This window comes from Bifidobacterium simiarum, assembly GCF_002802905.1.
In the GTDB taxonomy this organism is placed as follows: domain Bacteria; phylum Actinomycetota; class Actinomycetes; order Actinomycetales; family Bifidobacteriaceae; genus Galliscardovia; species Galliscardovia simiarum.
Genome location: NZ_PEBK01000004.1, coordinates 1 through 26,295 on the forward strand (window position 1 = coordinate 1; position 26,295 = coordinate 26,295).

A 26,295-nucleotide genomic window follows, 5' to 3' on the forward strand; every position below is an offset into this window, starting at 1 on the left:
AAGCTAAGGCCTGGCACGGCGATGGTACTGCACTCGATAGGGTGTGGGAGAGTAGCACACCGCCGCTTTATTCCTTTATGATCGAGGGGGTTGCCTGATGGCAGCCCCCTCTTTTCATATGTACGCCCATCGGCGGCACGTCGAGGGCAGCAAGTCGAAAACAAACCCGAAGAGGCTGCGATGCATTTCTTTACGCCGAAGCGCTGCGGCACCACCAATAAGATCATGTATCATGACAAGGCCCAGGCCGAACGGGCCGCCAACCAGAGCTTCATCGAGCGCGGGACGGAACTGTGGGTCTACCGCTGCCAGTATTGCAGCACCTGGCATCTGACCAGCCATGATCCCGACAACGCGTGGGTGCATACACCGCTGAACCAGCAGCTTAAGCCGCATTCAAGGAAGAAGGGCTACAAGCCCCGTCGGCGCTAGCCATGTTCTTCACTGTTGCGTGACCGTGCAGTGTCCGCTAGACATTTGACTCTCTATTGAGAATGCCATGCTGACAGTGGGAGAGCCGGCATCCGCTGCCCGATACACTCAGGGCCGTTCGGCCGCCGTTCCGGTGTTTGCTGGACCAGCCTGGCAAACACCTCCACTAGCCTACGATCGTGCAACGAATGCCGTCTCTGTGCCTAATGGGTTCATGAATGTGCGAATGATGCGCGACACGAGTGACAGCGTGATGCGCGCAGTGGCAATGTCATGGGTGTTGATCGGGTGGTGGGATTAGCGGACCCCTCATCCGTCCGGCCGGGGCCGGACACCTTCCCCCGGAGGGGGAAGGCCCCGCGGGAGCCCGCCGTCGGCTTGCATATCGGATCGACTGGGCATGCTACGTTTGGCCACCCCCGGTCTCGCGTCCGCTCGACGGCCCCCGCCGGCGGTGGCCGGGAATAGCGCCTACCCGTCATCAGGCAGGGTGTTTCGGCAGTTCATGCCGTCAGGACGGATGACTGCAATGGGCCCGCCACGCTCCGACATCGGAGAGCGAAGCGGGTGCGGAGGGGCGGTAAGTGGTTCCCGACCGTAGTCAGCGGAGGGGCGTGATAGGCTTCGCCATCACGCCCCGGAGCGAGGCCGAACGGCCCTGAGTGTGTCGGGAGCCACTTACCGCCCCGACCTCCATCGGAAATCATGCTCCGTTTTCATCATTATTCAGCTGTCGTCACTGATTCAGCCGATACCACTGATCCGATCGAAACCATTGATACCGATCGGATCTATCGGTACGGTCCTACCGATCCAGACGGAAGCCCTGCTTGCGGGCGAGCGGCTCCACCACCTTGGCGCCCATCGGGGCGACCGCATTCTTGGCGATCTGATCACTGAACGCGTCCACCGGACGTTCCGTGTTGCGCAGATCGTAGTAACGGTGTACGTCGGCGTCGAAATCGGCGATGTCGCTCAGAATCGTCTCGTCGTCCACCGCATACGTGTTCTCGAAGATCTGCACCGACTTCGGCAGTCGCGGCTTCAGCGTCGGTTCCTGCGCCGGCTTGCCGATGGCCAGGCCCAGTACCGGATACGTGTACTTCGGCAGGGCCAGCAGATCGATCAGTCCTTCCACATCGTTGAGCAGTGATCCGAGGATCACGCAGCCCAGACCGAGCGAATACGCGGCGGTCTCCATGGCGTGAAGGGCCAGAACGGCGTCGTTCTGCGCCTGAGAGTAACGGTAGCTGCCGTTGAGCGTGAAGGCGTCGGAATCCACGTCCACGCCCTTGGCTGCGGCGATCGCGGCGTTGCGGTGCTCGTCCAGCACGAAAACGTACAGCAGAGGCGCCTGCGCGATATACGGCTGGTGGCCGATCTCGGCCAGACTGGCCTTCGCGGCGGGATCGGTGACGCGGATCGCGGACCAGTCGTTGAGATACTGGCTGGATGCGGCGTGCTGCGCCACGGTCTCCAGCGTATCCACCACGTCGGCGGGAATGGCTTCGTCGGCGAACGCGCGGATGGACCGGCGGTTCAGTAGCGTCTCAATGGTCGGGTTGTGAAGATCATAGGTATTGGTCATGCCTCTATTGTGACCCGGAATCGTTCGTGTCGGCGGCGGAATTCCGTTCTGGGCGCAAGCCGGCTTATTGATATCGGTGATGACCGGTTCGATATCGGGACGGTCGGTGTGATGAGGCGTGATGACGTGGAACTATGACCGGCCGTTGCGGCGGTGACGGCGGTTCACCAGCGCCTGCGATCCGTGCTCACCGGCCTGGGAGACCAGAAATCCGACGGCGGAGGAGACCCCGGCGAACAGGGCGCCGGAAAGCGCCTTGGTCAGCGGATTCTGCTTCGCCACATGCTTGCCGCCCCGATTCCACAGGGTTTCCAACAGTTTGCTGGCCACGAAGCCGGTGATCGTGGGGAACGTGAACTTGACGATCTTGTCGATGGCGTCGTCGGGGTCGGCTTCGAACGCCTTGCGCTTGGCGGTCACCTTGTCGTTGACGGCGTCAAGACGCCGGACGACGTCGCTGGCGCCGGACGAGATCTGACGGTTGGTACGGGAATCGGTCATGTCCACCATTATCCCCGAACCCGGCCGACCGGCGAAATGCCGTGTGCCGGCCGGGTTCGGCGGTGACTATCCGAGCAGCCAGACGGTGGCGTCCTGCGGCAGACGGCCGTCTTCGGCATGATCACCGTCCGGGCTGAGACCGGCCGAGCTGAGATCAATCGAGGACAGGACGATCTCGCCCGCCGGCAGGGCGATCGGCTTGTCACCGAAATTCGTGACGCTGATCAGACGCCGGCCGTCCGCGGTCGGACGGGAATACGCGATCGTGGATTCCGCGGCTTCCGCAGTGTTCGCCGCCGTGATCTCATCGTCCATCCACATCAGCGAAATATCCCCGGTGGGGGTGAGCAGACGCTGGCGGATATCCAGGGCCCGACGGTACAGATTCAGCATCGACTGCGGATCATCGCTTTCCGTGTCGGCCGCGAAATCCTTGAACCACAACGGCTGTGGCAGATGCGGCTCGGCTGCTGGGGAACCGTCCGTCCGATCGTCCGAGAATCCGAACGATCCGGTGGCGCCGTCGCCGAACTTCCACAGACTGGCGTTGCGGCCGTCCGCGTTGTCGTCGGTGCTGCTGCCGATGGCCTGATCGCTCCATGCGGCGATCCGCGGGGTGTCGGCGGCCTTCCACGGCAGCGGGACGCGGCAGCCGTCGCGGCCCTTGACCGCGAACTGGTGGCGGCTCGTGCGCGAATACGGGTCCTCCAGCCGATCCCACGGAATGTTCGCCACCTCGAACAGGCCGAGCTCCTCGCCCTGATAGATGTACGCGGCACCGGGCAGGCCCAGTTCCATCAGTGCGGCCGCCCGCGCGCGACGGGTGCCGAGCGCGCGATCCTCGTCGAACAGATCGCCGTTGCGCAGCAGCCACGCCTGCGCCATCTGATGGTAGACGTGCGTCTTCACCTGCGGCAGCGCATACCGGCTGGCGGATCGCGGCACATCATGGTTGTTCATCACCCAGGTGGTGGTGGATCCCGACCGGTCGGCCGAGGCGAGGCCCTCCTCGATGGCCGTGCGCATGGCGTCGCGGTCCCAGTCGGCCTTGGCGAATTCGAAGTTGAACACCTGACCGAGCTCGTCCGGCGAAGCGTACAGCGCCTGATGCTCGGGGGCGATCCACGCCTCGGCCACGGCGAAGCGCGGCGGATCGTACTCGTTGAACACCTTGCGCCACTCGCGGTAGATGTCATGCACTTCGGCGCGGTCGAACAGCGGATTGTCGCCGTTCGGGTTGAACTGGTCAAGCGTGGACCAGTGGCCCAGCTCCTCAAGCGGCTTGGACTCGAGATCCTTGGCCATGCCGTGCGCCACGTCCACGCGGAAGCCGTCGGTGCCGTGATCGGACCAGAACCGCAGGGTCTTCCTGAAATCCTCATGCACCTCCGGGTTCTTCCAGTTGAGATCCGGCTGCTGCTTGGCGAACAGATGCAGATACCACTGGCCGTCGTCCACGCGCTCCCATGCCGGGCCGCCGAAGATCGACTCCCAGTCGTTCGGCGGAAGCTCGCCGTGCTCGCCGCGGCCCTCGCGGAAGATATAGCGCTCGCGAGCGGCGGAACCGCGTCCGGCCTTCAGCGCCTCCTGGAACCAGACGTGCTTGTCGGCGCTGTGGTTCGGCACGATGTCGACCACCACCTTGATGCCGGCCCGGTGTGCGGCCGCGACCATCGCGTCGAAGTCGTCCATCGTGCCGAGACGGGGATCGACGTTGCGGTAGTCGATGACGTCGTAGCCGCCGTCGTGCAGTTCGGAGGGGTAGAACGGGGAGAGCCAGATGGCGTCCACGCCGAGGGTCTTGAGGTAATCCATGCGCTCGGTGACACCGGCGATGTCGCCGAGGCCGTCTCCGTTGGTGTCGCGGAAGCTGCGCGGGTAGACCTGATAGACCACCGCCTGCTTCCACCAGTCGTCGTGCTCGTTGTTCAACGTCATTGTTGGTCCTTTCGTCTTGGCTGCTTCATGGGGGCGTCGTGTGCCCGATACCACGCGACCCGATACCGTACGCGGCCAATGCTGACGGCGATGTCGCAAGCGTCGGCTGCGGGATGGGAGGAGGTATCACTGCGTTGATTTGAACGTTCTAATAATATCGCCGAGGCATGACGTTGTCCAGAAATCGTGTGCCGGCTGCTTCAGGGTCTGCACGCGTTGTCCATGCAGACCGCTCGTCGTCAATGTGGAAGGTCAGGTGGCTGATTCGGCTGATCCGCGTAGCCATTGATCGGCGGTGACGTACCGGCCGTTCTTGCTGAGGAATCCTTCATCTCCGCGATATATGACGATACGTTGTTCCCGCAGGACATTCATGTCTTCGCCGATCGTGGCCAAATGCTTGAAATAGTCGGCCCGCGGCGTCATGCCGGATTTGATTTCAATGAGTCGGGTGTTTCGTCGCTGCGTGCAGTCGACGAGATCTATCTCCGCCTGATTGGTATCGCGATAGAAATAGAGATTCGGTTCGATGTTGGCGTTGAGGTACCGTTTCACGGTCTCTGAAATAATGAGATTCTCGAAAACGTCGCCTCGCTTGCTGTCGGACTGCAACTCAGCCGCCGAACGGATGCCGAGAAGGTAGTTAAGCAGTCCGTTGTCGTAGAAGTACAGTTTTGGCGTCTTGATCAGTCGCTTGCGGGTGTTCGACGAATAGGGACGCAGTCGGAACACGATGAAGCTTGCTTCGAGTATGGACAGCCAGGCTTTTGCGGTGTTGAAGGAGATGCCGGTCTCCTTTGCGAGCGTGCTGATGTTCAGTAGTGCGCCGGCGTTCTCGGCGCATAGGTGAACGAAAGTATTGAAATCCGAGGCGTTGCGCACGTCAAGATATTCGGCTACATCGCGTTGCACATAGGTGGCGATGTAGTTGCGGAAGTAGATGTCGGCGGGCGTCGGAACGTCGTAAAGATGCGGGTAGCCGCCGGTGAACATGAAGTCGTCGACGCTGAGGTTTTCCTTGCCTTGCAAGGCTTCTGTGTAGGATAGCGGCAGGAGTTGCAGCATGCCGACTCGTCCCGCCAGCGATTGACCGATTCGTTTCTCCATGAGGAAATTCTGTGATCCGGAGAGCACGTATTGGCCCATGGTTCCACGTTCGTCGGCGGCGACCTGGATCTGCGAGAACAGACCGGGGGCGTGCTGTGCCTCATCGATGATGAGATGGTCGTTGTGGGAGCGGATGAAGCCGACCGGATCCTCGTTGGCGATGGCGCGGGTCGTCGCGTCCTCAAGATTGACGTATTCGTAATCGGGGAGTGCTGTTTTAACCAGCGTCGATTTACCGCTTTGCCGAGGCCCCGTCACCGAAATCACGGGAAACCAGGTGAGCATGTCGTTGAGCGAATTAGTGATCGTTCGTGGAATCATTGGTTGGCCTTTGCGGATGTCTGATATGCCGTTCCTGCAAATTCATCAGTAGGTTTTATGATAATTCGTCAATAGGATGTCTGCAAATTCATCAGTAGGATTGATGATAATTCATCAATAGGAATGCCGATAATTCATCAGTAGGACCTATGACGATTCGTCAGTAGGGTCGTCGTCGGCGTTGTGGTGTGCGGGCCGGTCGTTGCGAACGATGTCAGACTCAGGCCGATCGTCAGTCGGCATGGGATCCGTGCTAGTCGTTGAACACTGTTAGCAGGTACCAGTCATGGCCATACAGGTAATACAGCATGTTGCCCCAAGTGATGACGCGTCCCCTTCGTAACGGCGATCCATCTGGGAACGTCACCACGACCTTGTCCCATGCTTGCAGCGGCTCGGAGGGATCGGCGGGAGCGTAATATAGCGTGTCTCGGTCTTCCCCGGGGCCGCTGAATCGCGCCAGACGATCGCGGTATGCGATGAATGGACTGCTGTCGAGCTGATCGGCGGGTATGGGCTGTTTCCAGCCGCGAGGCGTCCAATGATCGATATTCCAGTCGGGATAGCTCAGATACCAAAAGTCGTTGCCATCCGTATGGCTCCAATACACTTCGGTGATCGCCGTGGATGTGTGGTGCCGACCTGCGACATGGAACTGATCGTCGAATACGGTCATGCCCGTATATCCTGCGGTATATCGGCCTTCGTCGGAGTACTCGTCGTCATCCGAGTCCTCGCGCCAGGGCATTTCGTCGAAGTACGTCGCCCAAATGGTGCCGTCCTTGCCGACCACAGGGCGCAGCAGGGCGTCGCCCATATTGCCGTGGGCGAGAACCTTGCCGTCGTCGTCGATACGCCAAGCGGCGTCGAGGAGACGTCCCTCATCGTCCCATGAGGATCGGGCGCAGACGCCTAGCCATTGATGATTCGGCATGGGGACCACGTAATCGACATCCGCGGGGAATGCGGAATATGGCATATATCGGGACGTGTGCAGGGACTCGACTGCGCATATGGCACTGTGGATGGTATTGGGATCCCGCCAGAGAACCACAAGATCGCCGTTGTACGAGGCGCTTATTCCCATCGGGGAGGCTCCTGCATAAGGAAGGGTCAGGGTTTTGACAAACGTCAGGGGAGTGGTGGGGGCGCCGTTGTCGATAAGCCGTTCGACGGATCGCTGGCGTTCCCGTGCAATCCGCTCCTCCCGTCTGCGGCTTGCATTGGTGGAGGCCATATGGCTCATGATCTGAGTCAGCGCATCGGCGGAAAACTCAATATCCCCTGTTTCGTCCACTGTCCACCGTTCCCGTCGGTCGTCTGCTCCTGCGAATTCACCAGTGGAACTGATGCTAATTCATCAGTGGAACTGATGCTAATTCATCAGTACAGTGTCTGCAATTTATCGGTAATGGTGACGTCGTCGTTGTGGGGCGCGGTCCGGTCGTTGCGAACGCCATCTGATAGATCGCGACTGGTAGATTGCTGTGTGGAAGCGATGTGCCGATGGGGGTGCAAGATGACCAGTGCGATGATTCCGACGATTGACGATGTGCAGCCGTATGACGGCGATGATCTGGGAGCGATTCCCGACAGCGAGCGGCCGACGGAGGATCCCGGTCGCGGCGACGGCACCACGTTCCGGGTGTGGGCGCCGACCGCCAGCCGTGTGGAACTGCGGCTGTTCCATAACGGCTGTAGCGACGGCGGCTGCGGCGCCAACGGCGGCTGCGGCAGAACCAATGGCTGCGGCTCCAACGGTCGTGGCAGAACCGGCGGTCCGGCTGCCCGTCCCGAACCGGCGGCATCGTCGAGTGCCGGCTGGCAACCGGGTACCAGCACCGGCGAGGAGGGCGACGCGGACGTCTCCCGCCAGCCGTACGCCACGTATGCGATGACGTGCGGCAAGGGCGGCGACGGTCGCCCTGACGGCACATGGGTCGCGCATATCGACGGCGTCGGGCACGGCACGTTCTACGACTACGTGGCGTATTTCCCCGACGGTCATGTCACCCGCACCGCCGACCCGTGGGCTCGGGCGGCCGGGGTGAACGGCCGACGCAGCATGGTGGTCGACTTGCGGCAGACCGATCCCGAAGGATGGGACGGCGACCGGTCCCCGAACGTTCCCGCCAGCGAACTCGTCGTCTGGGAGACGCACGTCGGCGATTTCAGCAACGACGAGCACAGCGGCGTGCCGGCCGATCACCGCGGCACGTATCTGGCGTTCACCCACAACGATACGAGTGTGGACAGCGAAGGAGATTTCCCCACCTGCATGGCGTATCTGCGTCGGCTGGGCGTCACCGCCGTGCAATTGATGCCGATCTTCGACTTCGGATCGGTGGACGAGACCGCCCGCGGGGAGAGGCGCGGATACAACTGGGGATACGATCCGGTCAACTACAACGTGCCCGAAGGGTCATACAGCACCGATCCGTATGATGGCGCGGTCCGCATCCGCGAATGCAAGCGCATGATCCAGTCGTTGCACGCGAACGGGTTCAAGGTGATCATGGACGTGGTCTACAACCACATGTACTCCGCCGACAACTGGCTGGAGCGGATGGTCCCCGGATACTTCTGCCGGCGGTATGCCGGGGGAGTGCTGTCGAACGGGTCGGGCTGCGGCAGCGACATGGCCTCCGAACGCGCGATGATGCGCAAGTACATCGTGGATTCCGTGGCGTACTGGGCCGAGGAGTACCACATCGACGGATTCCGCTTCGACCTGATGGGGCTGATCGACGTGGAGACGATGAACGCCGTGCGCGTCCGACTCGACGAACTGCCCGGCGGTGCCGCGAAGATCATATACGGCGAGCCGTGGGCGGCCGACATGACCGCGGTCGGGCCCGACGTCGTACTGGCGGGCAAGCGAGGGCTGTCCCGGCTGGACCCGAGGATCGGCTTCTTCAGCGACGATACGCGCGACTCCATCCGCGGCAACATCTTCCACCATCACAAGCCCGGCTACGTGTCCGGCGCGGCCGTTGAGTTCGCGCCGAGCGTGCGGAAGGCCGTCGACGGCTGGCGCGGTACGGAGGTCGAGGTCGCCAGCGTCGGTCAGATCGTCCAATACGTGTCCGCGCATGACGACCTGACGTTGTGGGACAAGCTGTGCATGGCCATGCGATCGGTGGCATTCGGTCATGTGGGCGATCTGGGTGGCGGTGCGTTGGGTGGCGGTGCCTTGGGCGGCACCCTGCCCGATTCGGGCGTCTGGTCGGCCGACTCCGGGCCGTCGGATGCCGAATACGATGCCGATCCGAGTCTGAGCGGCGACATCATGGAGGCGAATCGCATGGCCGCCGGTCTCGTGCTCACGTCGGCCGGCGTGCCGTTCATGCTGTCCGGCGAGGAATTCGCCCGGACCAAGCACGGCTGCGACAACTCGTACGACCGGTCCGCCGCGCTCAACCAACTGGACTGGCGTCGCGCTCGCCGACTGCGCGGGCTGGTGGAGTATTACGCCGCACTGATCCGGCTGCGTAAGGCGAATCCCGCGTATTTCGGCGGACCCCGCATCGTGCCGCAGCGCGACGATTCCGTGGTCGTGTTCCGGGTCGGCGGCGACTGCGTGACGGTCAATCCCACTCGTCAGATCGCATGGCAGAACGTCTCCGTGCTGCGGGCCTCGCATGACTGGGGGCAGTTCGCGCCGGTCGATGATTCCGCGTGGCAGTGTGTGTTCAGTTCGCGTGGGGTTGCGGCGTGCGGCGAGGCGAACTGGGAGAGCTATTCGCGCGGTCATGAGCGGCAGATCGCCATCCCGCCGCGGTCGTTCTGCGTCTGGAGGTGCGAATAGGCGGCGGTTTCGGTCGGAATCGCGGATTCATGGTGCCTTTCGGCCGTTTTTCGGGACGGAAAACGGCCGTTTCGCACCGCCAATCGTGGATTTCGGGTGCATGCGCCCGGATGTTCCGGAGCGCTTCCCAAAAATTTCCTGAATATCCGGAATAAAAGTTGGTATTCGGAAGTTGAGTGGTGTAGGCTCAAGTTTTGGAAAGCGAAAAAGCCTTCCGGATCCTGACCGGCCGTCCGGGCGCTGGATGGTCAGGCGGAATCCGCAGAGACTTGAGCGAGAAACGTAGAACGAACCTAGACCATAGGAGGCAAATTATGGGACGTGCAGTTGGTATTGATCTGGGGACCACGAATTCCTGCATCGCAACGCTTGAAGGTGGCCAGCCCACCGTTATCGTGAACGCCGAGGGCGCTCGCACCACGCCGTCGGTCGTGGCATTCAGCAAGTCCGGCGAGATTCTGGTCGGCGAGGTGGCCAAGCGTCAGGCCGTGACCAACGTCGACCGTACGATCAGCTCCGTCAAGCGCCACATGGGCACTGACTGGACCGTTGAGATCGACGGCAAGAAGTGGACTCCGCAGGAGATCTCCGCGCAGATCCTGATGAAGCTCAAGAGGGATGCCGAGGCCTACCTCGGCGAGCCCGTGACCGACGCCGTGATCACCTGCCCGGCGTACTTCAACGACGCCCAGCGTCAGGCGACCAAGGACGCCGGCAAGATCGCCGGTCTGAACGTGCTGCGTATCATCAACGAGCCGACCGCGGCCGCTCTGGCCTACGGCCTTGAGAAGGGCAAGGAAGACGAGCGCATTCTGGTCTTCGACCTCGGCGGCGGCACCTTCGATGTCTCCCTGCTGGAGATCGGCAAGGATGACGACGGCTTCTCCACCATTCAGGTGCAGGCCACGAACGGCGATAACCGTCTGGGCGGCGACGACTGGGATCAGAAGATCATCGACTGGCTGGTCGGCGAAGTGAAGAACAAGTACGGTGTTGATCTGGCCAAGGACAAGATCGCCCTGCAGCGTCTGAAGGAAGCCGCCGAGCAGGCCAAGAAGGAGCTGAGCTCCTCGACCTCCACCAGCATCTCCATGCAGTACCTGGCCATGACCCCCGACGGCACCCCGGTCCATCTGGATGAGACCCTGACCCGTGCCCACTTCGAGGAAATGACCTCCGATCTGCTGGGTCGCTGCCGCACCCCGTTCAACAACGTGCTGTCCGACGCCGGCATCTCCGTGAGCCAGATCGACCACGTCGTGCTCGTCGGTGGCTCCACCCGTATGCCCGCCGTCAAGGAGCTCGTCAAGGAGCTCACCGGCGGCAAGGAAGCCAACCAGTCCGTGAACCCGGATGAGGTCGTGGCCGTCGGCGCCGCCGTGCAGTCCGGCGTCATCAAGGGCGACCGCAAGGACGTGCTGCTGATCGATGTGACCCCGCTGTCGCTGGGCATCGAGACCAAGGGCGGCATCATGACCAAGCTCATCGACCGCAACACCGCGATCCCGACCAAGCGCTCCGAGGTGTTCTCCACCGCCGAGGACAACCAGCCGTCCGTGCTGATCCAGGTCTATCAGGGTGAGCGTGAGTTCGCCCGCGACAACAAGCCGCTGGGTACCTTCGAGCTGACCGGCATCGCTCCGGCTCCGCGTGGCATCCCGCAGATCGAGGTCACCTTCGACATCGACGCCAACGGCATCGTGCACGTCTCCGCCAAGGACAAGGGCACCGGCAAGGAGCAGTCCATGACCATCACCGGTGGTTCCGGCCTGCCGAAGGACGAGATCGACCGCATGGTCAAGGAGGCCGAGGCCCACGAGGCCGAGGACAAGCAGCGTCGTGAGGACGCCGAGACCCGCAACCAGGCCGAGTCCTTCGCCTACCAGACCGAGAAGCTTGTGAACGACAACAAGGACAAGGTCTCCGACGAGGTCGCCAAGGAGGTCACCGACAAGGTGAACGCTCTGAAGGAAGCCCTGAAGGGTGAGGACATCGAGAAGATCAAGTCCGCTCAGACCGAGCTGATGACCGCCGCCCAGAAGATCGGCGAGGCCCTGTACTCGCAGCAGGGTGCCGCCGGCGCCGCTGGTGCCGCGGGCGCTGGTGCTGCCGGTGCCGCCGGCTCCGCCAACAACGGCGGTGACGACGACGTGGTGGACGCCGAGGTCGTGGACGATGACGACAAGGACAACAAGTAATCATGTCTGAGTTCAACAAGGACGATTACCTGAACGACATGGAGGATGCCGAGTCGCTGAAGAACGACCCGGCATCCGCCGGCTCTGCCGATGCTTCCGGAGAGGGCGCTACCGCTTCCGCAGCCGGTTCCGCCGACGAGGCGAAGGCCGCCGATGCCAAGACCGATGAGAAGTCCGCCGACGCCGAACAGCCCGACGAGCTCACCCCGCTCGGCAAGGCCAAGAAGGAGGCCGCCGACTACCTCGAGGCCCTGCAGCGCGAACGCGCGGAGTTCATCAACTTCCGCAACCGCAGCGCCAAGGAGAAGGACACCTTCCGCCAGCACGGCATCATCGACGTGCTGACCGCACTGCTGCCCGCGCTCGACGACATCGATCGCATCCGCGAGCACAGCGAGATGGACGACTCCTTCAAGGCCGTGGCCGCGAAGATCGACAAGGCCTTCGAAAAGTTCGGCGTGGAGAAGTTCGGCGTCAAGGGCGAGGACTTCGATCCGACGAAGCATGAGGCGATTCTGCATCGGCCGGACCCGAACGCCGAGAAGGAAACGGTGGACGCCGTGGTCGAGGCCGGCTACCGCATCGGCGATCGCGTGATCCGCGCCGCCCGAGTGGTCGTCGTCTCCCCGCAGGCCTGAGAGGGATTTGCTCGAGGGCTCGCCTGTCGGCTCGCATTTCGCCTACGGACGGCTCTGCCGTCCGCTTCACGGCTAAATCCTAAGGGGAAGGCAAGTGAGGATTCGGCTTCCCCTTGAGGGAAGCTGTCGACGATAGTCGACTGATGAGGTGATAAACGAAGATTCGTTTGCAGTCGCCTCATCAGTCAGCCTTACGGCTGCCAGCTTCCCCTCAAAAGGGGAAGCCAAGGCGGCACCCACCCGGAGGCGGGACGGCATGCGTTGCCTGACCGTAAGGACTCGGCCTGAGCGGCTTCCCTCGCGCATAACTTGTGATACATGGTGGCTGGTCGAGAGGGAAGGGCGGCATGCGTTGCGCGATCGTAGGCTAGCGGCCGGCTTGCCCGGACGCGGGGCCGAACGGCCTTGAGTGTATCGCGCAACGTATGCCGGCATTCCCTCCCCGCACTTGAACCACATAGTGAATGGAAAACCAATACAGAATTCTTTAGAAAGGAGACATGGAGATGGCTGAGAATGAATGGCTGAACAAGGATTTCTATAAGGTCCTCGGTGTCTCCAAGGACGCTTCAGACGAGGAGATCACCAAGGCCTACCGCAAGCTGGCCCGCAAGTACCATCCCGATCTGAACAAGACGAAGGAGGCGGAGGAGAAGTTCAAGGACATCTCCGAGGCCTACGACGTGCTGAACAACAAGGACACGCGTCAGAAGTACGATGCGATCCGCCAGTTCGGCATGGGCGGCGCACGCTTCGCCGGCGGCTCCGGTCAGGGCGGCTTCGATGCCAGCGGCTTCTCCGACATCTTCGGTTCGATGTTCGGCGGCGGCGCCGGCAACGGCGGTTCCCGTATCCGCTTCTCGACCGGTGGTCAGGGCGGCCCCGATCTCAACGACATCTTCCAGGCGTTCGGCGGCGCGGCCGGTCAGGGCGGCTTCGGCGGCCGCGGCGGCTACCAGTATCAGGAGGCCCCGCAGCCGGAGCGCGGTCGCGACCGCAACTCCAAGATCAATCTGACGACCCGTCAGGCGATCAAGGGCGCCACGGTGTCGCTTGGACTGGACGGCAAGAAGTTCAAGACCCATATCCCGGCCGGCGTGAAGGACGGGCAGAAGATCCGTCTGGCCGGTAAGGGCCATGCCGGACTGAACGGCGGTGCCCACGGCGATCTGTATCTCACCGTGCATGTGAAGAGCGATCCGAAGTTCTCGATGCGCGGCCACGACGTGCTCGTGGATCTGCCGCTGACCGTCTCCGAGGCCGCGTTCGGCGGCAAGGTGGATGCCAAGGACATCGATGGCAACATCGTGACGTTCAAGGTGCCCGCCGGGGCCGACAGCGGTACCGAGGTGCGGCTGAAGAACAAGGGCGTGCAGAGTCCGAAGGGCAACGGTGATCTGATCGGCGTCGTGTCCGTGAGGGTGCCGGCCAATCTCAGCCTGCTGCAGAAGAAGGCGCTCAAGGAGTTCGCCTCCCATAGCAAGGACTTCTCCGAGCAGGTCGCCGCCGAGCGTCTGGGCTGATCGCCATGACCAAGATCACACCGCAGGTCCGTCGGGCCTATGCCATGTGCGCGGAAGCGCTGGTGATCGGCCGCGTCACGCTCGACACGGTGGACGAGCTGGGACTGAACGCCGATATGCCGGTGTTCACGGTGAGCGCGGCGGCCCAGCTGGTCGACGTGCACCCGCAGACGTTGCGACAGTACGATCGACTGGGGCTGATCGTCCCGCAGCGTACGCCGGGCGGTGCCCGCCGGTACAGTCTGCGCGACATCGACCGGCTGACGCAGGCCCAGCATATGAGTCAGGATGAGTCGATCAATCTGGCGGGCATCACCCGCGTGCTGGCGCTGATGGAGGAGAACCGCCAGCTCAAGCGGCAGAACCGTCTGCTGCGTCGTCGTCTGGAGGGCAATCTCGTGTTCGAGGCGGATGCCGACGGCGAGGTGATCGAGGTGCAGCGCATCCGCCGCACCCGCGAGCGGTCCCCGTACCGCCGCACGATCCTCCAGATCACCGCCCGCTGAGGCAATCTACCCGTACGCTGGCCCGCCCGTTACAAGCGTTGCTGCAAGGCCGTATCGCCGAGACCGTTCCCGGTGATACGGCCTTGTTGTATTCGCCCCCCCCCCATTCACTGTTTTGCATGGTGAGACGCAGCGTCGCGTGTCGCCGGGAATCGGCGGATTTTATCGGGGGTATGGGGGTGCGGCGTTTGTCGCGGAAAATCGCGGATTGTGATCGGTCAACCCCTGATCTCGGCAAGGGGGAGGGGGTGTTACGGTTCGCGGCCGCAGTGCTAACTTCGCAGATAGTTGTGCCTAGGTGTCTAAGCATATGGTTCGGCCACCCCGGCATGAGATGACGGAATCATGCCCGATGTGTGCGGTTTGGGGGTGTGGTTCCCGACGCGACGTAGGGTAAGGAAGAGCAATATGCGAAACGCACTGGATCGAGTTCTCGCACGGGGGGGGGCTTGCGTATCGGCTTGCTGCCGTAGTGGTATCGGCGGCTACGCTGTCGGCCATGGCCGTCGCCGGAATCGCATTGCACCCCGCCGTTGCTGCCGTCAGCGATCACACCGTGCAGGGACTCACCCCGGCAGGGACCACCACCGATCTGTTCGACTACTGGCTGTCGAATCGAAACTCCAACGACAACACCGATCCGGGGGACCCCGCCAACTACGGCATCAATCAAGGCAAGCAGCTGATCTTCACCTCCAGCGGCTACGGCGCCGAAGGCGGCAATCTCGGCTCGGCCGCTCCGAACACCGCCAGCATAAACTCGTGGACCGGCAAATCGACCAGCAACGTCGGCGGCCCGTATCAGGGCATCGTCAACGCCAATCTCGGCGACGACGGCTACCCGACGCTGGCCAGCGGCAACTACTACAAAGGCAATCGGTCGCAGAACAATCCCGTCCGGTATCTCAATACCGACACCAGCGTCCAGACCGGCAACCAGTCGCTGAACTATCTGTTCAACACGGAATCAGGCACCGCCAAAAAGGCCTACTCCAACGTCAAGGGCCTGATGCAGCTCAACGACGACGGCTATTACTACTACGACAGTCAGCGGAACTTCGCCTCGTTTTCGGCCGACGCCTCCGATTCCACCGGTTCGTTCACCCTGTACGACAAGCCGGCGGTCAACTCCTCCAATTCGGTGGCCGACCAGCAGTCTGGCCAGTTCTTCCCGTTCAACACCGCCGATCAGGTGTTCCAGGAGCGCAACGGCCAGCTGACCAGCGACGCCTCCTCCACCGACGCGGACATCCGCCATCTCTTCGGCATGCATTCGAAGTCCACCTTCGTGCAGCCGGTGAACGGCATGGTCAACGACAACCGGGCCATGACCTACGAGTTCTCCGGCGACGACGACGTGTGGGTGTACATCGACGGCGTGCTGGTCGGCGACGTCGGTGGCATCCACGACCGTCTGACGCTGAGCATCGACTTCAGCACCGGCCGCGTGCAGGTGAAGGACGGCGCCTCCTACCGGAACGCGAACAACCCCCACACGTACATCGACACCACGCTGAAGGCAGCCTTCACCGCGGCGGGCAAGGCCGGCGAAACCAGCTTCAGAGGCAACACGTTCGCCGACGGCACGTACCACACGCTCGATTTCTTCTACCTCGAACGCGGTGCCGGCAACTCGAACATGAAGCTGATGTACAACCTCGTGCAACCGCCGACCAGCGACATCATCAAGGTCGATCAGGGCGGCGATCCGGTGGCCGGCGCGCAATTCGCGCTGTATTCCACCGGCGCCGACTTCAGCACGGCCAACCGTCAGCCGCTGGCCACCGGCGTGACCGCGATGGACACCGACGGCACCAGCAAGCTCGTCCTGCGCGACGCCAGCGGCACCGTGATCGACTTCGACAAGCGGTACGGCAACGATTCCAGCGCCGACAAGGCGAACAGCACCTACTATGTTCTGCGCGAGACCTCGGCCCCGGCCGGCTACAGTCGCATGCTCAACGACATGCAGCTCAAATACGTCACGCCTTCGCGCACCTCGTCCGGCGTGAAAAGCGGTACGCTGGTCTCCTGGCCCACCGCGGACAGCAAGGACAGCCCGGTGTGGAAGACCGGCGGCGTGGCCAAGAGCAAGGAAAGCATCGTCGCCGAATCGTCCTTCACCACCGCGGACGCCGGCTCGCCCTGCGTGAACGACTGCACGACCAAGGACGTGGTCGAATCCGGCCGGCAGCTGTTCGCCGTGGTACTCAAATACGACGGCACCGGTGACGTGAACGACCGCAACAACTGGCGGGCCGTCACCGGCAACATGCTCGACGGATGGACCCAGGCGGACGGCGCGGGCCGCGAAAGCGTGGTCAACGCGCTGAAGGGCATGACCCCCGACGAGCTCAAGGCCCACACGTTCTCCCTGCAGTCGAGCGGCAAGTACGAAATGCAGTTCGACGATCTGCCCGGCTACGTCAGCGACTACTACTACATGCTCGCCGACAAGACCAAGGCCAAGTACCGCATGGAAGTGTACTACTCCGACGCCACCAGCGTGAACGGACTGACCGCGAACAACATCTTCCCGGTGGAGACCGACGGATTTACCCGCGCGTTCTCCTCCCGGTTCTACGTGCCGAACATCAAGAACGAACTGTTCGTGCAGAAGGTGGACGACGCCGGCAACACGCTCAGCGGCGTGCCGTTCGACCTCTACAAGGCCGATCAGGTGGACGTGACCGAGGCCGCGGACGGTACGGTCAGCGTGACGCCGAAGTCCGGGGTCTCCGACCCCTACGACACGGTGACCACCGGCGACCAGTGGGTCAATGACGGCAAGAACACCACCCCGAATCTCGCCGGCGCGAACATGTTCCCCTCCGACCTCGCCAAGGCGCCGCTGACCAACGGCACCTACTATCTCGTGGAACGCGCGGCCCCCGCCGGCTACGTGAAGAACGCCAAGGCCACGAAGGTGATCGTCAACGACAGCGGCATCTATGCCAACGCCGGCGTGAAGGGCGACGGCATCAAGGTGATCCGCGGCGTCGGGCAGCTGGTCTCCACGATGTCGACCTTCGGTTCGACCGGATCTACCGACGACACCCTGCGATACGTGAAGACCTTCCCCGGCACGATTACCGAAGCGCAGATCGGCGCCGGACAGCAGGGCGGACTCGCCGCACTGCACCCCGCGGCCGCCGGCACGGACGGCAAGGTGATCATCAACGACACCGCCAGCACCAACCCGCTGTCGCTGATGTACGGCGGCAGGGGAGCGGCACTGCAGTACGGTCCGCTCGCCCAGGGCGGCGACTACCTGTTCGCCGGTGACGAGGGCTGGCCCGTGATCCGCACCTCGCAGGACGCCCGCCCCGCCGGCCAGACCGCGGACGAGCGCACCGAGTTGGACAAGAGCACCACCGGCGCCGACGGGCAGGGACTGTCCGCGCTGGTCACCGGTACCGTGACCGTGCAGGTGACCAACGACCGCGAAGCGCCCAAGGTGACGCTGACGAACGCGATCAAGGTCAGGAAGACCGTGGAAGGCCGTGCCGCGGCCGGCGACTTCACGTTCACCCTGCAGCCGACCGCCCCCACCACGGCAGACGGCATCGACGGACTGACCGACGGCAAGACCGCGGTCAGCGTCAGCAAGGACGACCTCGCCGCCTCCGGCGCCTCGAAGACCGTCACGTTCGGCGACCTGACCTTCACCGTCCCGGCCGGCAGCCCCGACACCTACACCAAGGACTACACGTTCACGATCACCGAAAACGACGCCGACAAGGCCCCCGCCGGATGGGGATACGACCGGTCGGCGTATGAGGTGACCGTGCACGTCGCCAAGAACGCGGACAGCGGCAAGTGGGAGGCCGCGGTCACGTCGTTCACCCAGACCAAGGACTTCGGCGGCAATGCGATCGCCGCGGCCGACCGGACGCAGAAGACCGACCATACGGCCGACTTCACCAACCGGTATGCGACGGTCTCCTCACTGCCGCTGACCGGCGGGGACGCGACCGGACGGCTGTGGATGATCGTCGGCGGCGGCCTTGCGGCTGCGGCGCTCGCCGCCGGCTTCGGCCTCACCGAATACCGGAGAAGGAAGGGTGCGATGGCGTAGTGGAGTTCAATTCATGCCCGAAGAGGATTCCCGCCCCCGCCGGCGGGGGCTCCCGACGGAGTCGGGTGGGGGTGGTTGAGCGAATCTCCGCCAACGTCACCGCATAACTGAACACCTATCAAGATTTGCGGATCGCGGAAGCAGTCGACACTGCTCCTGCCTCCGCGATTGCAGAACACAGTAAACAACAATTAAAGGAGAGAGTTCCCATGAAGATGAGGAAACTGTTCGCCGGTCTCGCCGCCGCGGCCACGCTGCTCGGCGGCATGGCCCTCGGCGCCGGCACCGCCAATGCGGCCGAGACCATCACGCTGAACGCCGGCACACACGGCGTGGTCCAGGGCCACACGTTCAAGGTCGTGGAACTGGCCAAGTACCTCGGCACCAACAGCGCCGAAGTGCAGACCACCGCCGACCGCGACACCGTGGTCCAGGCCATCAAGACCGCCACCGGCAAGGACGTTCCGGCCAACACCGATCCGCTGGTCTGGGCCCAGTCCGGCGATCTGAACGGCACCGGCAATCCGCTGTTCGGCGATAACTCCGCATTCCCGTGGGGCAGTAACGCCGCCTCCCGCGCCTTCGCCGACGCGCTGGTCAACTACGCCGAGACCAACGGCACCGAGGCGACCGCCGATGCCGAGCCGTACGAGCTGTCCGTGCCGGAAGCCGGCCTGTACCTGATCGTCGACACCACCGCCGATGCCACCGGTACGCAGAAGTCCCTGCCGATCATCGTGGGCACCGCCAACACCGCGCTGAAGATGACCGGCGAGATCGACGTGAAGAACCAGAAGACCAACGTGCCGCCGACCAAGACCGTGACCGGCGACACCAACGGCACCGTGACCGTGGGCGACACCCTGCACTACGCGATCGAAGGCGAAGTGCCCTCCACCACCGGTCTGGCCGACGACTACACCTACGTGTTCAAGGACTACGCCTCCGCCGGCCTGTCCATCAACACCGCCAAGACCAACATCAAGGTGTACGCCGGCGACAACGCGAACACCCTGCTGGCCGACACCGAGTACACCGTCGACCCGGCCGATCAGACCGTGACCGGCAACGGCACCGACGCCACTTTCACCGTGACCCTGACCAAGGACGCCCTCGACAAGCTGCAGGGCGTGGCCGGCCAGAAGCTGACCGTGAAGTACGACGCCACCGTGACCGACGACGCCAAGACCAACCCGGTGACCAACTCCGCCGAGGTCGTCAACGGCGGCAACTCCTCCGGCAAGGGCACTCCGGTGACCCTGTACAGCAACAAGTTCGAGTTCACCAAGCAGTGGGCCGACGGCTCGACCACCGGTCTGGAGAAGGCCGTGTTCTCCCTGACCGACGCCAACGGCAAGACCATCACCGCCAGCCCTGACGCCAACGGCAAGGTCTCCTTCGCTGGTCTGGAGAACGGCACCTACGAGGTGTCCGAGACCACCGTGGCCGAAGGCGCGCAGAACGTGACCGGCAAGTTCACCGTCACCCTGACCTACAACGAGCAGACCAAGACCACGGACGTGCAGTTCGCCGACACCCCGACCTCCGATCCGTACGATCTGGTGAAGTTCGGCGCGAACAACACCACCGCCACCGTGACCAACGTGAAGTCGATCACGCAGCTGCCGCTGACCGGTGCCGCAGGCATCGCGATGTTCCTCGTGCTGGCCGCCGTGCTCGGCGGTGCGGGCGCCGCGGTGTACGCCAAGTCCCGTCGCACGAGCGCCGCACTGCGCGCGTGAACGTGACTGGGGGGGGGGACGCCCCCTCTTTTCCTTCCCCTTGAGGGGAAGGTGGACGGCGAAAGCAGGACGGATGAGGTGGAGAGATCACGCATCGTCCCCACCTCATCAGTCAGCTGCACTGACAGCTTCCCCTCAAGGGGAAGCCGGGGAGCGTCGGCCGTCGTTTATCTCAATATCTGACCGGCCATGTGGGTTTTCCGCGTGGCCGGTTTCGTACATCAATCGCAATCAATCGCAATGAGGTCTATCGATCCGTGGGTATGGATCGGGGGTGGGGAATATGGTTCATCGGGCTGAGCCGTTCACGGCTGAGGAACTCTCTTACCTGAGTTCGCTTCCGGCCGTGGAAAGCGTGCGCAGCGGTCGCATCCGGTATTCGTCCGTATTTAAGCGTGAATGCATGCGGCGGTATCTTGCGGGGGAGTCTCCCGCCCGCATCTTTTCGGAGGCCGGTCTGCCGTCGTCGCTGATCGGCTATAAGCGCATCGAACGTGCGATCTCACGATGGCGTCAGATCGCCAGCGATGCGGGGATCAACAGTCCTTCGGATGGCGAGCGGCTCAGTGACGGGCAGTGGGAGGAGATGTTCCGCCGCAGGGAGGAAGCCGCGATGATCTTCCGCTATGGTCCTCGCGCCCGTGCCGTCGGTCGTGCCGGTGATCACGATCGTGACGGGGACGGGCGTCATGACGGGGACGGATCCCCTGACGGGCTCCTTGATGGGTCCTTTGATGGGTCCGAGGCGTCTTCGTCGCTGCGGTCGGCGGAGATCGCCGATACGCTGATCGTCCAGCAGGCGCATTACATCGCCGATCTCGAAGCCCGGATTCGGTCGTTGGAGGCGCAGGTCGCCGAACTCAAGGAGCAGCTCGCCGCCCAGTAACCCTCACGAGGGCCGGGCTTTACGCGGGCTGAACCTCACGCGGGACGCCCGGCCCATGTGAGGTGCGCTGCCGGGAGGGCGTCGTCGTGTCGTCGTGTCGTCGGGAGTTGTCGGTCTCGGACCGGTATCGGCTATCCGCGGACGATGTGGAGCATACGGACGTCGCTTGGGGACATACCGTATCGTCTGCGGAACGTCGTGGCGAAATAGCTGGGATTGGGATATCCCACCATCTCCCCGACCCGCTGCACCTGCAGATCGGTGTTCGCCAGCGCCTTGTAGGCTCGTTCCATGCGGTAGGCGATCAGATACTCGTTCGGCGTCATGTTCATCGCCGACTTGAACGAGCGGATGATGTAGCTGGAATGCAGGTGAAACACCTGCGAAAGTTTTCGCGACGTGATGCTTTCGTTGAAATGATCGTCCAGATACCTTCGAACCTGCCGGGCCAGCCGAAACGGGGCCGTCTCCTCCTCGCCGACGATCTGGATCATCTGAAGGACGTCGAGGAACAGCTGCTGCGTGGGCCAGAAGTTGTTCTGCATCTGGCTCGTGCTCATGGCGAACAGCCGGTCGAACAACGTGTGGAGGGTCTTCGGATCCTCGATCCGATGCTGCCGGAGCAGGTACAGCGTGGGCTGCGGGGTGTGGTAGTGCAGGATCGGCACTTCCACCGTCGAGCGCATCGGCGTGGGCTGCGGGCCGGCCTCCCATTCGCTGGTCACCGCGAAATGCAGCCAGTAGTATTCGGTGGTTTCGGCGGTGGCCTTCCAGGAATAGTGATGATGGTTCGGCAGCAGGATCACGCTTTCGCCGGGGGAGACCGTCATATTGCGGCCGTCCTCGCTGATGAACAGCTGGCCACAGGTCACCACGATCAGGATGAAATACGGCAGGTTGTTGCGATCGGGATGGCGGTCGCCCGGCTCGAAGGTGACGTAGTCGCCCTCGATGAAGGTCGGCGACGGAATGCAGGATATCGAGATGAATTCGCTGTTCATGCATGCTCCTTCGACTGGCTGGTACTGTCGTTGCGCTTTTCGTCGTTGCGCACGCGGTTGCTCACCTGTGCGGCAACGATCCGGTGATTCGGTGCCGTATGATTGCGCATGCGCGGTCCGTTTCCGGGCTGATTTCCGGCGCTTGGCAGTGTCAGATACCAACAGCTTCTGCCATGATAGCAAAAGAAAAAAGCTTTTCGCAAACGCGAAAAGACTTTACTATTGTTGGCGTCAACAGTTCGCAATGAAAGCGAGAAAGCCATGAGCAGCAACGTAAGCTCCTCTGTGAAACTTTCGGTAAGGGAGAAAATCGCCTACTCCTTCACCGATATGGCAGGTAACCTGCTGTACGTCACCATTTCCTCGTACATCATGTACTTCTACACCAACGTGTTCCACATCCCGGCCGCAGGCGCCCTGGGTGCGGGCACGATCCTGCTGGTGGCACGCTTCGCCGACGCCATCTCGGCAGTCGTGTGGGGTTCCATCGTCGACCACACCAACACCAAGTGGGGACAGAGCCGCCCGTGGTTCCTGTGGCGGTGCGTGCCGTTCGCCGTCACCGTGTTCATCGCCTTCACCGCGCCGAGCCTGCCGGACGGCGCCCCGAAGTTCTGGTACGCGCTGATCACGTACATCCTCGCCGCCGGCGCCGTGTACACCGGCATCCAGACCCCGATCACCGCCATCCTGCCGAACCTCACCGACGACCCGACCGAGCGCAACAACGCCAACTCCTTCCGCATGGCCGGCGGTCAGATCGGCTCCTTCATCACCTCCTCCTTCACCATCCCGCTGGTCGGTTTCTTCGGCGTGAAGTTCGGCGGCGGCGACAAGACCGGCTTCATGATCGTCACCGCGATCTGGGGCATCATCGCCATCATCCTGCTGCTGTTCTCCTTCAAGAACCTCACCGAGCACAACTACCGTCCCGAACTCAACAAGCCGATCCCGCTGAAGGACTCCCTCAAGGCCGCCAAGGGCAACTGGCCGTGGATCATCCTCGTCGTCGCCTTCGTGATCTACTGGGTCGCCCAGTCCACCCGAAACGGCGTCTCCACCTACTACGCCGAGTACGTCCTCAACAACCGCGACCTCGTCTCCATCTTCAACGGCGTGCAGGTCCTCGGCCTGCTCGGCACCATCGCCATGCCGATCCTCGCCAACAAGCTGAAGAACAAGACCCTCACCATGCAGATCGGTCTGATCATCGGCGGCCTCGGCCAGGCCCTGATGCCGCTCGCCGGTCACAACGTGCCGCTGCTGGTTACCTTCTGGACCATCGGCGTGTTCGGCGCCGCCATCGCCATCGGCATGCCGTTCGGCATGCTCGCCGACACCGTCGACTACGGCGAGTGGAAGACCGGCATCCACGCCGCAGGCTTCCTCACCGCCGTCGGCTCCGCCTTCTGCATTCAGGTCGGCTCCGGCTTCGGCGCCTTCCTGCCGCTGGAGATCATGGGCGCCGCCGGATACGACGCCAACCTGCAGCAGCAGTCCGCCGGTGCGCAGAGCGCCATCAGCTTCTGCTTCATCTGGCTGCCCGTCATCGTGTACATCGTCGTCGGCGTGATCATGTGCTTCTACCGCAAGTTCGAGAAGATGGAGCCGCAGATCAAGGCCGAGCTCGCCGAGCGCCACGCCAAGGCCGCCGCCGAAGCCGAGTGATCGCGCTCGTGACGGCATAGGCCACTGAACCGGCAACGGCACTTCGTCGGCGGGCCGTCCTCCCAAGGGCCCGCCGACGGAACCTCCCGGCCTCGGGGCCATCCGTCCTCACCATGCTTTCCCTCCCTTCCTTCACCACGGCGTCGGCCTCCCCTCACGGGGGAGCCGACGCCGATCACCTATCCTCCTTCCCATTCGTTTCCGACAATCCAACGCCATTCCCTTCGTCGTCGTCCGGCAACGCAGGCCGGCCGCTCCGAAGGCCATAGAAAGGAACATCATGGCCTACAGTGCTCCCAAGGTCGAGGTCACCTCCGCCTTCTGGAAGAACTACCGCGACCTCGTCGCCACCAAGGTCCTGCCCTACCAGTGGCAGGTCATCACCAATCAGATCGAAGTCGACCTCCCGCTCGACCCGGGCGGCAACCCCACCACCGGCGACACCCTCAGCTACGCCGTCGAAAACCTGAAGATCGCCGCCGACCAGGCCGAAGGCAAGTTCCACGGCATGCCCTTCCAGGACTCCGACGTCTACAAGTGGCTCGAATCCGCCGCCTACGCGCTGCAGGACCACGACGACGCCGACCTCAAAGAGATCGCCGACGGCGTCGTCGACCTCATCGCCGCCGCCCAGCAGCCCGACGGCTACATCGACACCTTCTTCCAGATCAAATGGCCCGACCGCAAGTTCGCCCGCATCCAGCAGTCCCACGAGCTGTACACCATGGGCCATTACATCGAAGCCGGCGTGGCCTACTACGAAGCCACCGGCAACGAAAAGGCCCTCGACGTGGCCAAGAAGATCGCCGCCTGCATCGCCGCACACTTCGGCGACGAAGCCGGCAAGGTGCACGGCGCCGACGGCCACCCCGAAATCGAGCTCGCGCTCGCCCGCCTCGCCGAAGTCACCGGCGACAGCCAGTACGCCGAACTTGGCCGCTGGTTCCTCCACGTCCGCGGCAAGGACCCGGACTTCTACGACAAGCAGAACAAGGCCGACGGCTGGGACCGCGACTTCTTCGAGCAGATCAAGTACCTGCCCCGCACCTACTACCAGGCCGCCGAACCCGTCACCAAGCAGCAGAACGCCGAAGGCCACGCCGTGCGCGTGATGTACCTGTGCACCGGCATGGCGCACATCGCCCGCCTCACCGGTGACGACAGCCTGCTTCAGGCCTGCCACACCTTCTGGAACAGCGTCGTGCACAAGCGCATGTTCGTCACCGGACAGATCGGCACCACCAAGGAAGGCGAATCCTTCACCTACGACTACGATCTGCCCAACGACGCCGAATACGGCGAAACCTGCGCCTCCGTCGGCATGAGCTTCTTCGCCCGCCGCATGCTCGAACTCGAGCCCAAGGGCGAATACGGCGACGTGCTCGAAAAGGAACTGTTCAACGGCACCATCGCCGGCATGGCCCTCGACGGACGCCACTTCTACTACGTCAACCCGCTCGAAGTGGACCCGCGCAAACTCAAGGGCAACCCCGACTTCCGCCACGTCCTCGCCGAGCGCGCCGGCTGGTTCGCCTGCGCCTGCTGCCCGGCCAACCTCTCCCGCCTCATCGCCTCCGTGGACCGCTACATCTACGCCGTGCAGGACGACGGCACCATCCTCTCCGACCAGTTCATCGCCAACAAGGCGTCCTTCGACGGCGGCATCGTGATCGAACAGCGCAGCAACTTCCCCTGGGAAGGCCACGTCGAATTCACCATCAGCAACCCCGAAGCGAGCGAATTCCGCTTCGGCATCCGCATCCCCGCATGGTCGAAGAGCGCGTTCACGATCTCGGTCAACGGCGAAGAAACCGCGGTCGAGCCCGAAGACGGATTCGTGTACCTCCAGATCGCCGGCGAGAAAACCGACATCGCCCTCGACCTCGACATGAGCGTCAAGGAACTGCGCGCCAACAACCGCGTGGCCGAAGACGCCGGCCGCGTGGCCGTCACCCGCGGACCGCTCGTCTACACCGCCGAATCCGCCGACAACGCCGGCGACCTGTGGCTGTACTCCATCAAGCCCGGCTCCGGCACCTACGAGTTCAAGCCCGAACTCCTCGGCGGCGTCGGCACCATCACCGAACAGGGCGTGCGCGAAGTGCCGGACGAGTCCGACGACCTCTACCTGCCCGCCGGAACCGAGACGACCGAAGCGGCGTCCGTGACCTTTATCCCCTACTACGCATGGGCGAATAGGGGCGAGGGGCAGATGCGCGTATGGCAGAGGACCGTCTGAGTTTCGCCTGTGGGGTCGATGGAGATAGGTGTTGCTCGACACACTCAAGGCCGTTCGGCCCCGCGGCCGGCGAGCCGGCCGCTAGCTTACGGTCGAGCAACACCTATCTCCATCTCCCGGC

Annotated in this window: 17 protein-coding genes; 11 read left to right on the forward strand and 6 right to left on the reverse strand. The window is 63.1% G+C overall.

Annotated features, from left to right (window positions below; translation table 11 throughout):
• Positions 1 to 180 precede the first annotated feature (180 nt).
• Positions 181 to 432 (forward strand): hypothetical protein, encoded by a 252-nt coding sequence (locus CSQ87_RS04625; protein ID WP_100512720.1) that lies wholly within the window; start codon positions 181 to 183, stop codon positions 430 to 432.
• 805 nt (positions 433 to 1,237) lie between these two features.
• On the opposite strand, the gene CSQ87_RS04630 is transcribed toward CSQ87_RS04625, so the two are convergent.
• The 5 genes from CSQ87_RS04630 to CSQ87_RS10880 form a co-directional block, all read right to left on the reverse strand.
• The gene (locus CSQ87_RS04630; protein WP_100512721.1) at positions 1,238 to 2,020 is read right to left on the reverse strand and encodes a nitroreductase family protein; all 783 of its coding nucleotides are present in this window, start codon (positions 2,018 to 2,020) and stop codon (positions 1,238 to 1,240) included.
• Between the two features lie 132 nt (positions 2,021 to 2,152).
• Entirely contained in the window at positions 2,153 to 2,521 is a 369-nt protein-coding gene (locus tag CSQ87_RS04635; RefSeq protein WP_165776740.1) for a DUF4235 domain-containing protein, read from the reverse strand.
• A gap of 66 nt (positions 2,522 to 2,587) precedes the next feature.
• Positions 2,588 to 4,459, reverse strand: coding sequence for a glycoside hydrolase family 13 protein (locus CSQ87_RS04640; RefSeq protein ID WP_100512723.1), 1,872 nt, complete (start codon positions 4,457 to 4,459; stop codon positions 2,588 to 2,590).
• A gap of 252 nt (positions 4,460 to 4,711) precedes the next feature.
• Positions 4,712 to 5,887: an ATP-binding protein gene (locus CSQ87_RS04645; protein ID WP_100512724.1), complete on the reverse strand. Its 1,176-nt coding sequence runs from the start codon at positions 5,885 to 5,887 to the stop codon at positions 4,712 to 4,714.
• Positions 5,888 to 6,140: 253 nt separating this feature from the next.
• Positions 6,141 to 7,184 (reverse strand): hypothetical protein, encoded by a 1,044-nt coding sequence (locus CSQ87_RS10880; protein WP_100512725.1) that lies wholly within the window; start codon positions 7,182 to 7,184, stop codon positions 6,141 to 6,143.
• A 222-nt stretch (positions 7,185 to 7,406) separates the two neighbouring features.
• Here CSQ87_RS10880 and CSQ87_RS04655 point away from each other — a divergent pair, with 222 nt between their 5' ends.
• From CSQ87_RS04655 to CSQ87_RS04690, 8 genes are all read left to right on the forward strand, one after another.
• Positions 7,407 to 9,695: an alpha-amylase family glycosyl hydrolase gene (locus CSQ87_RS04655; protein WP_423734772.1), complete on the forward strand. Its 2,289-nt coding sequence runs from the start codon at positions 7,407 to 7,409 to the stop codon at positions 9,693 to 9,695.
• A 314-nt stretch (positions 9,696 to 10,009) separates the two neighbouring features.
• Positions 10,010 to 11,893, forward strand: a complete 1,884-nt coding sequence (dnaK, locus tag CSQ87_RS04660; protein ID WP_100512726.1) for a molecular chaperone DnaK — start codon at positions 10,010 to 10,012, stop codon at positions 11,891 to 11,893.
• 2 nt (positions 11,894 to 11,895) lie between these two features.
• Positions 11,896 to 12,531, forward strand: a complete 636-nt coding sequence (gene grpE / locus CSQ87_RS04665) for a nucleotide exchange factor GrpE (RefSeq protein ID WP_100512727.1) — start codon at positions 11,896 to 11,898, stop codon at positions 12,529 to 12,531.
• 506 nt (positions 12,532 to 13,037) lie between these two features.
• The gene (locus CSQ87_RS04670) at positions 13,038 to 14,054 is read left to right on the forward strand and encodes a DnaJ C-terminal domain-containing protein (protein ID WP_100512899.1); all 1,017 of its coding nucleotides are present in this window, start codon (positions 13,038 to 13,040) and stop codon (positions 14,052 to 14,054) included.
• A gap of 5 nt (positions 14,055 to 14,059) precedes the next feature.
• A complete protein-coding gene (locus CSQ87_RS04675) occupies positions 14,060 to 14,560 on the forward strand; it encodes a heat shock protein transcriptional repressor HspR (protein ID WP_165776741.1) in 501 nt (166 codons plus the stop codon).
• A gap of 499 nt (positions 14,561 to 15,059) precedes the next feature.
• Positions 15,060 to 18,638 (forward strand): SpaA isopeptide-forming pilin-related protein, encoded by a 3,579-nt coding sequence (locus CSQ87_RS04680; protein ID WP_100512729.1) that lies wholly within the window; start codon positions 15,060 to 15,062, stop codon positions 18,636 to 18,638.
• A 209-nt stretch (positions 18,639 to 18,847) separates the two neighbouring features.
• Complete coding sequence (locus tag CSQ87_RS04685; protein ID WP_100512730.1) at positions 18,848 to 20,380, forward strand: SpaH/EbpB family LPXTG-anchored major pilin; 1,533 nt, start codon at positions 18,848 to 18,850, stop codon at positions 20,378 to 20,380.
• 403 nt (positions 20,381 to 20,783) lie between these two features.
• Positions 20,784 to 21,266 (forward strand): hypothetical protein, encoded by a 483-nt coding sequence (locus tag CSQ87_RS04690; protein WP_133122346.1) that lies wholly within the window; start codon positions 20,784 to 20,786, stop codon positions 21,264 to 21,266.
• 131 nt (positions 21,267 to 21,397) lie between these two features.
• Here CSQ87_RS04690 and CSQ87_RS04695 read toward each other — a convergent pair whose 3' ends face one another.
• The gene (locus tag CSQ87_RS04695) at positions 21,398 to 22,267 is read right to left on the reverse strand and encodes a helix-turn-helix transcriptional regulator (RefSeq protein ID WP_100512732.1); all 870 of its coding nucleotides are present in this window, start codon (positions 22,265 to 22,267) and stop codon (positions 21,398 to 21,400) included.
• A 261-nt stretch (positions 22,268 to 22,528) separates the two neighbouring features.
• On the opposite strand from CSQ87_RS04695, the gene CSQ87_RS04700 reads away from it, so the two are divergent.
• Positions 22,529 to 23,935, forward strand: coding sequence for an MFS transporter (locus CSQ87_RS04700; protein ID WP_100512733.1), 1,407 nt, complete (start codon positions 22,529 to 22,531; stop codon positions 23,933 to 23,935).
• A gap of 280 nt (positions 23,936 to 24,215) precedes the next feature.
• On the forward strand, positions 24,216 to 26,174 hold the full coding sequence (locus CSQ87_RS04705; RefSeq protein WP_100512734.1) for a glycoside hydrolase family 127 protein: 1,959 nt from the start codon (positions 24,216 to 24,218) through the stop codon (positions 26,172 to 26,174).
• The last annotated feature ends 121 nt before the right edge of the window (positions 26,175 to 26,295 follow it).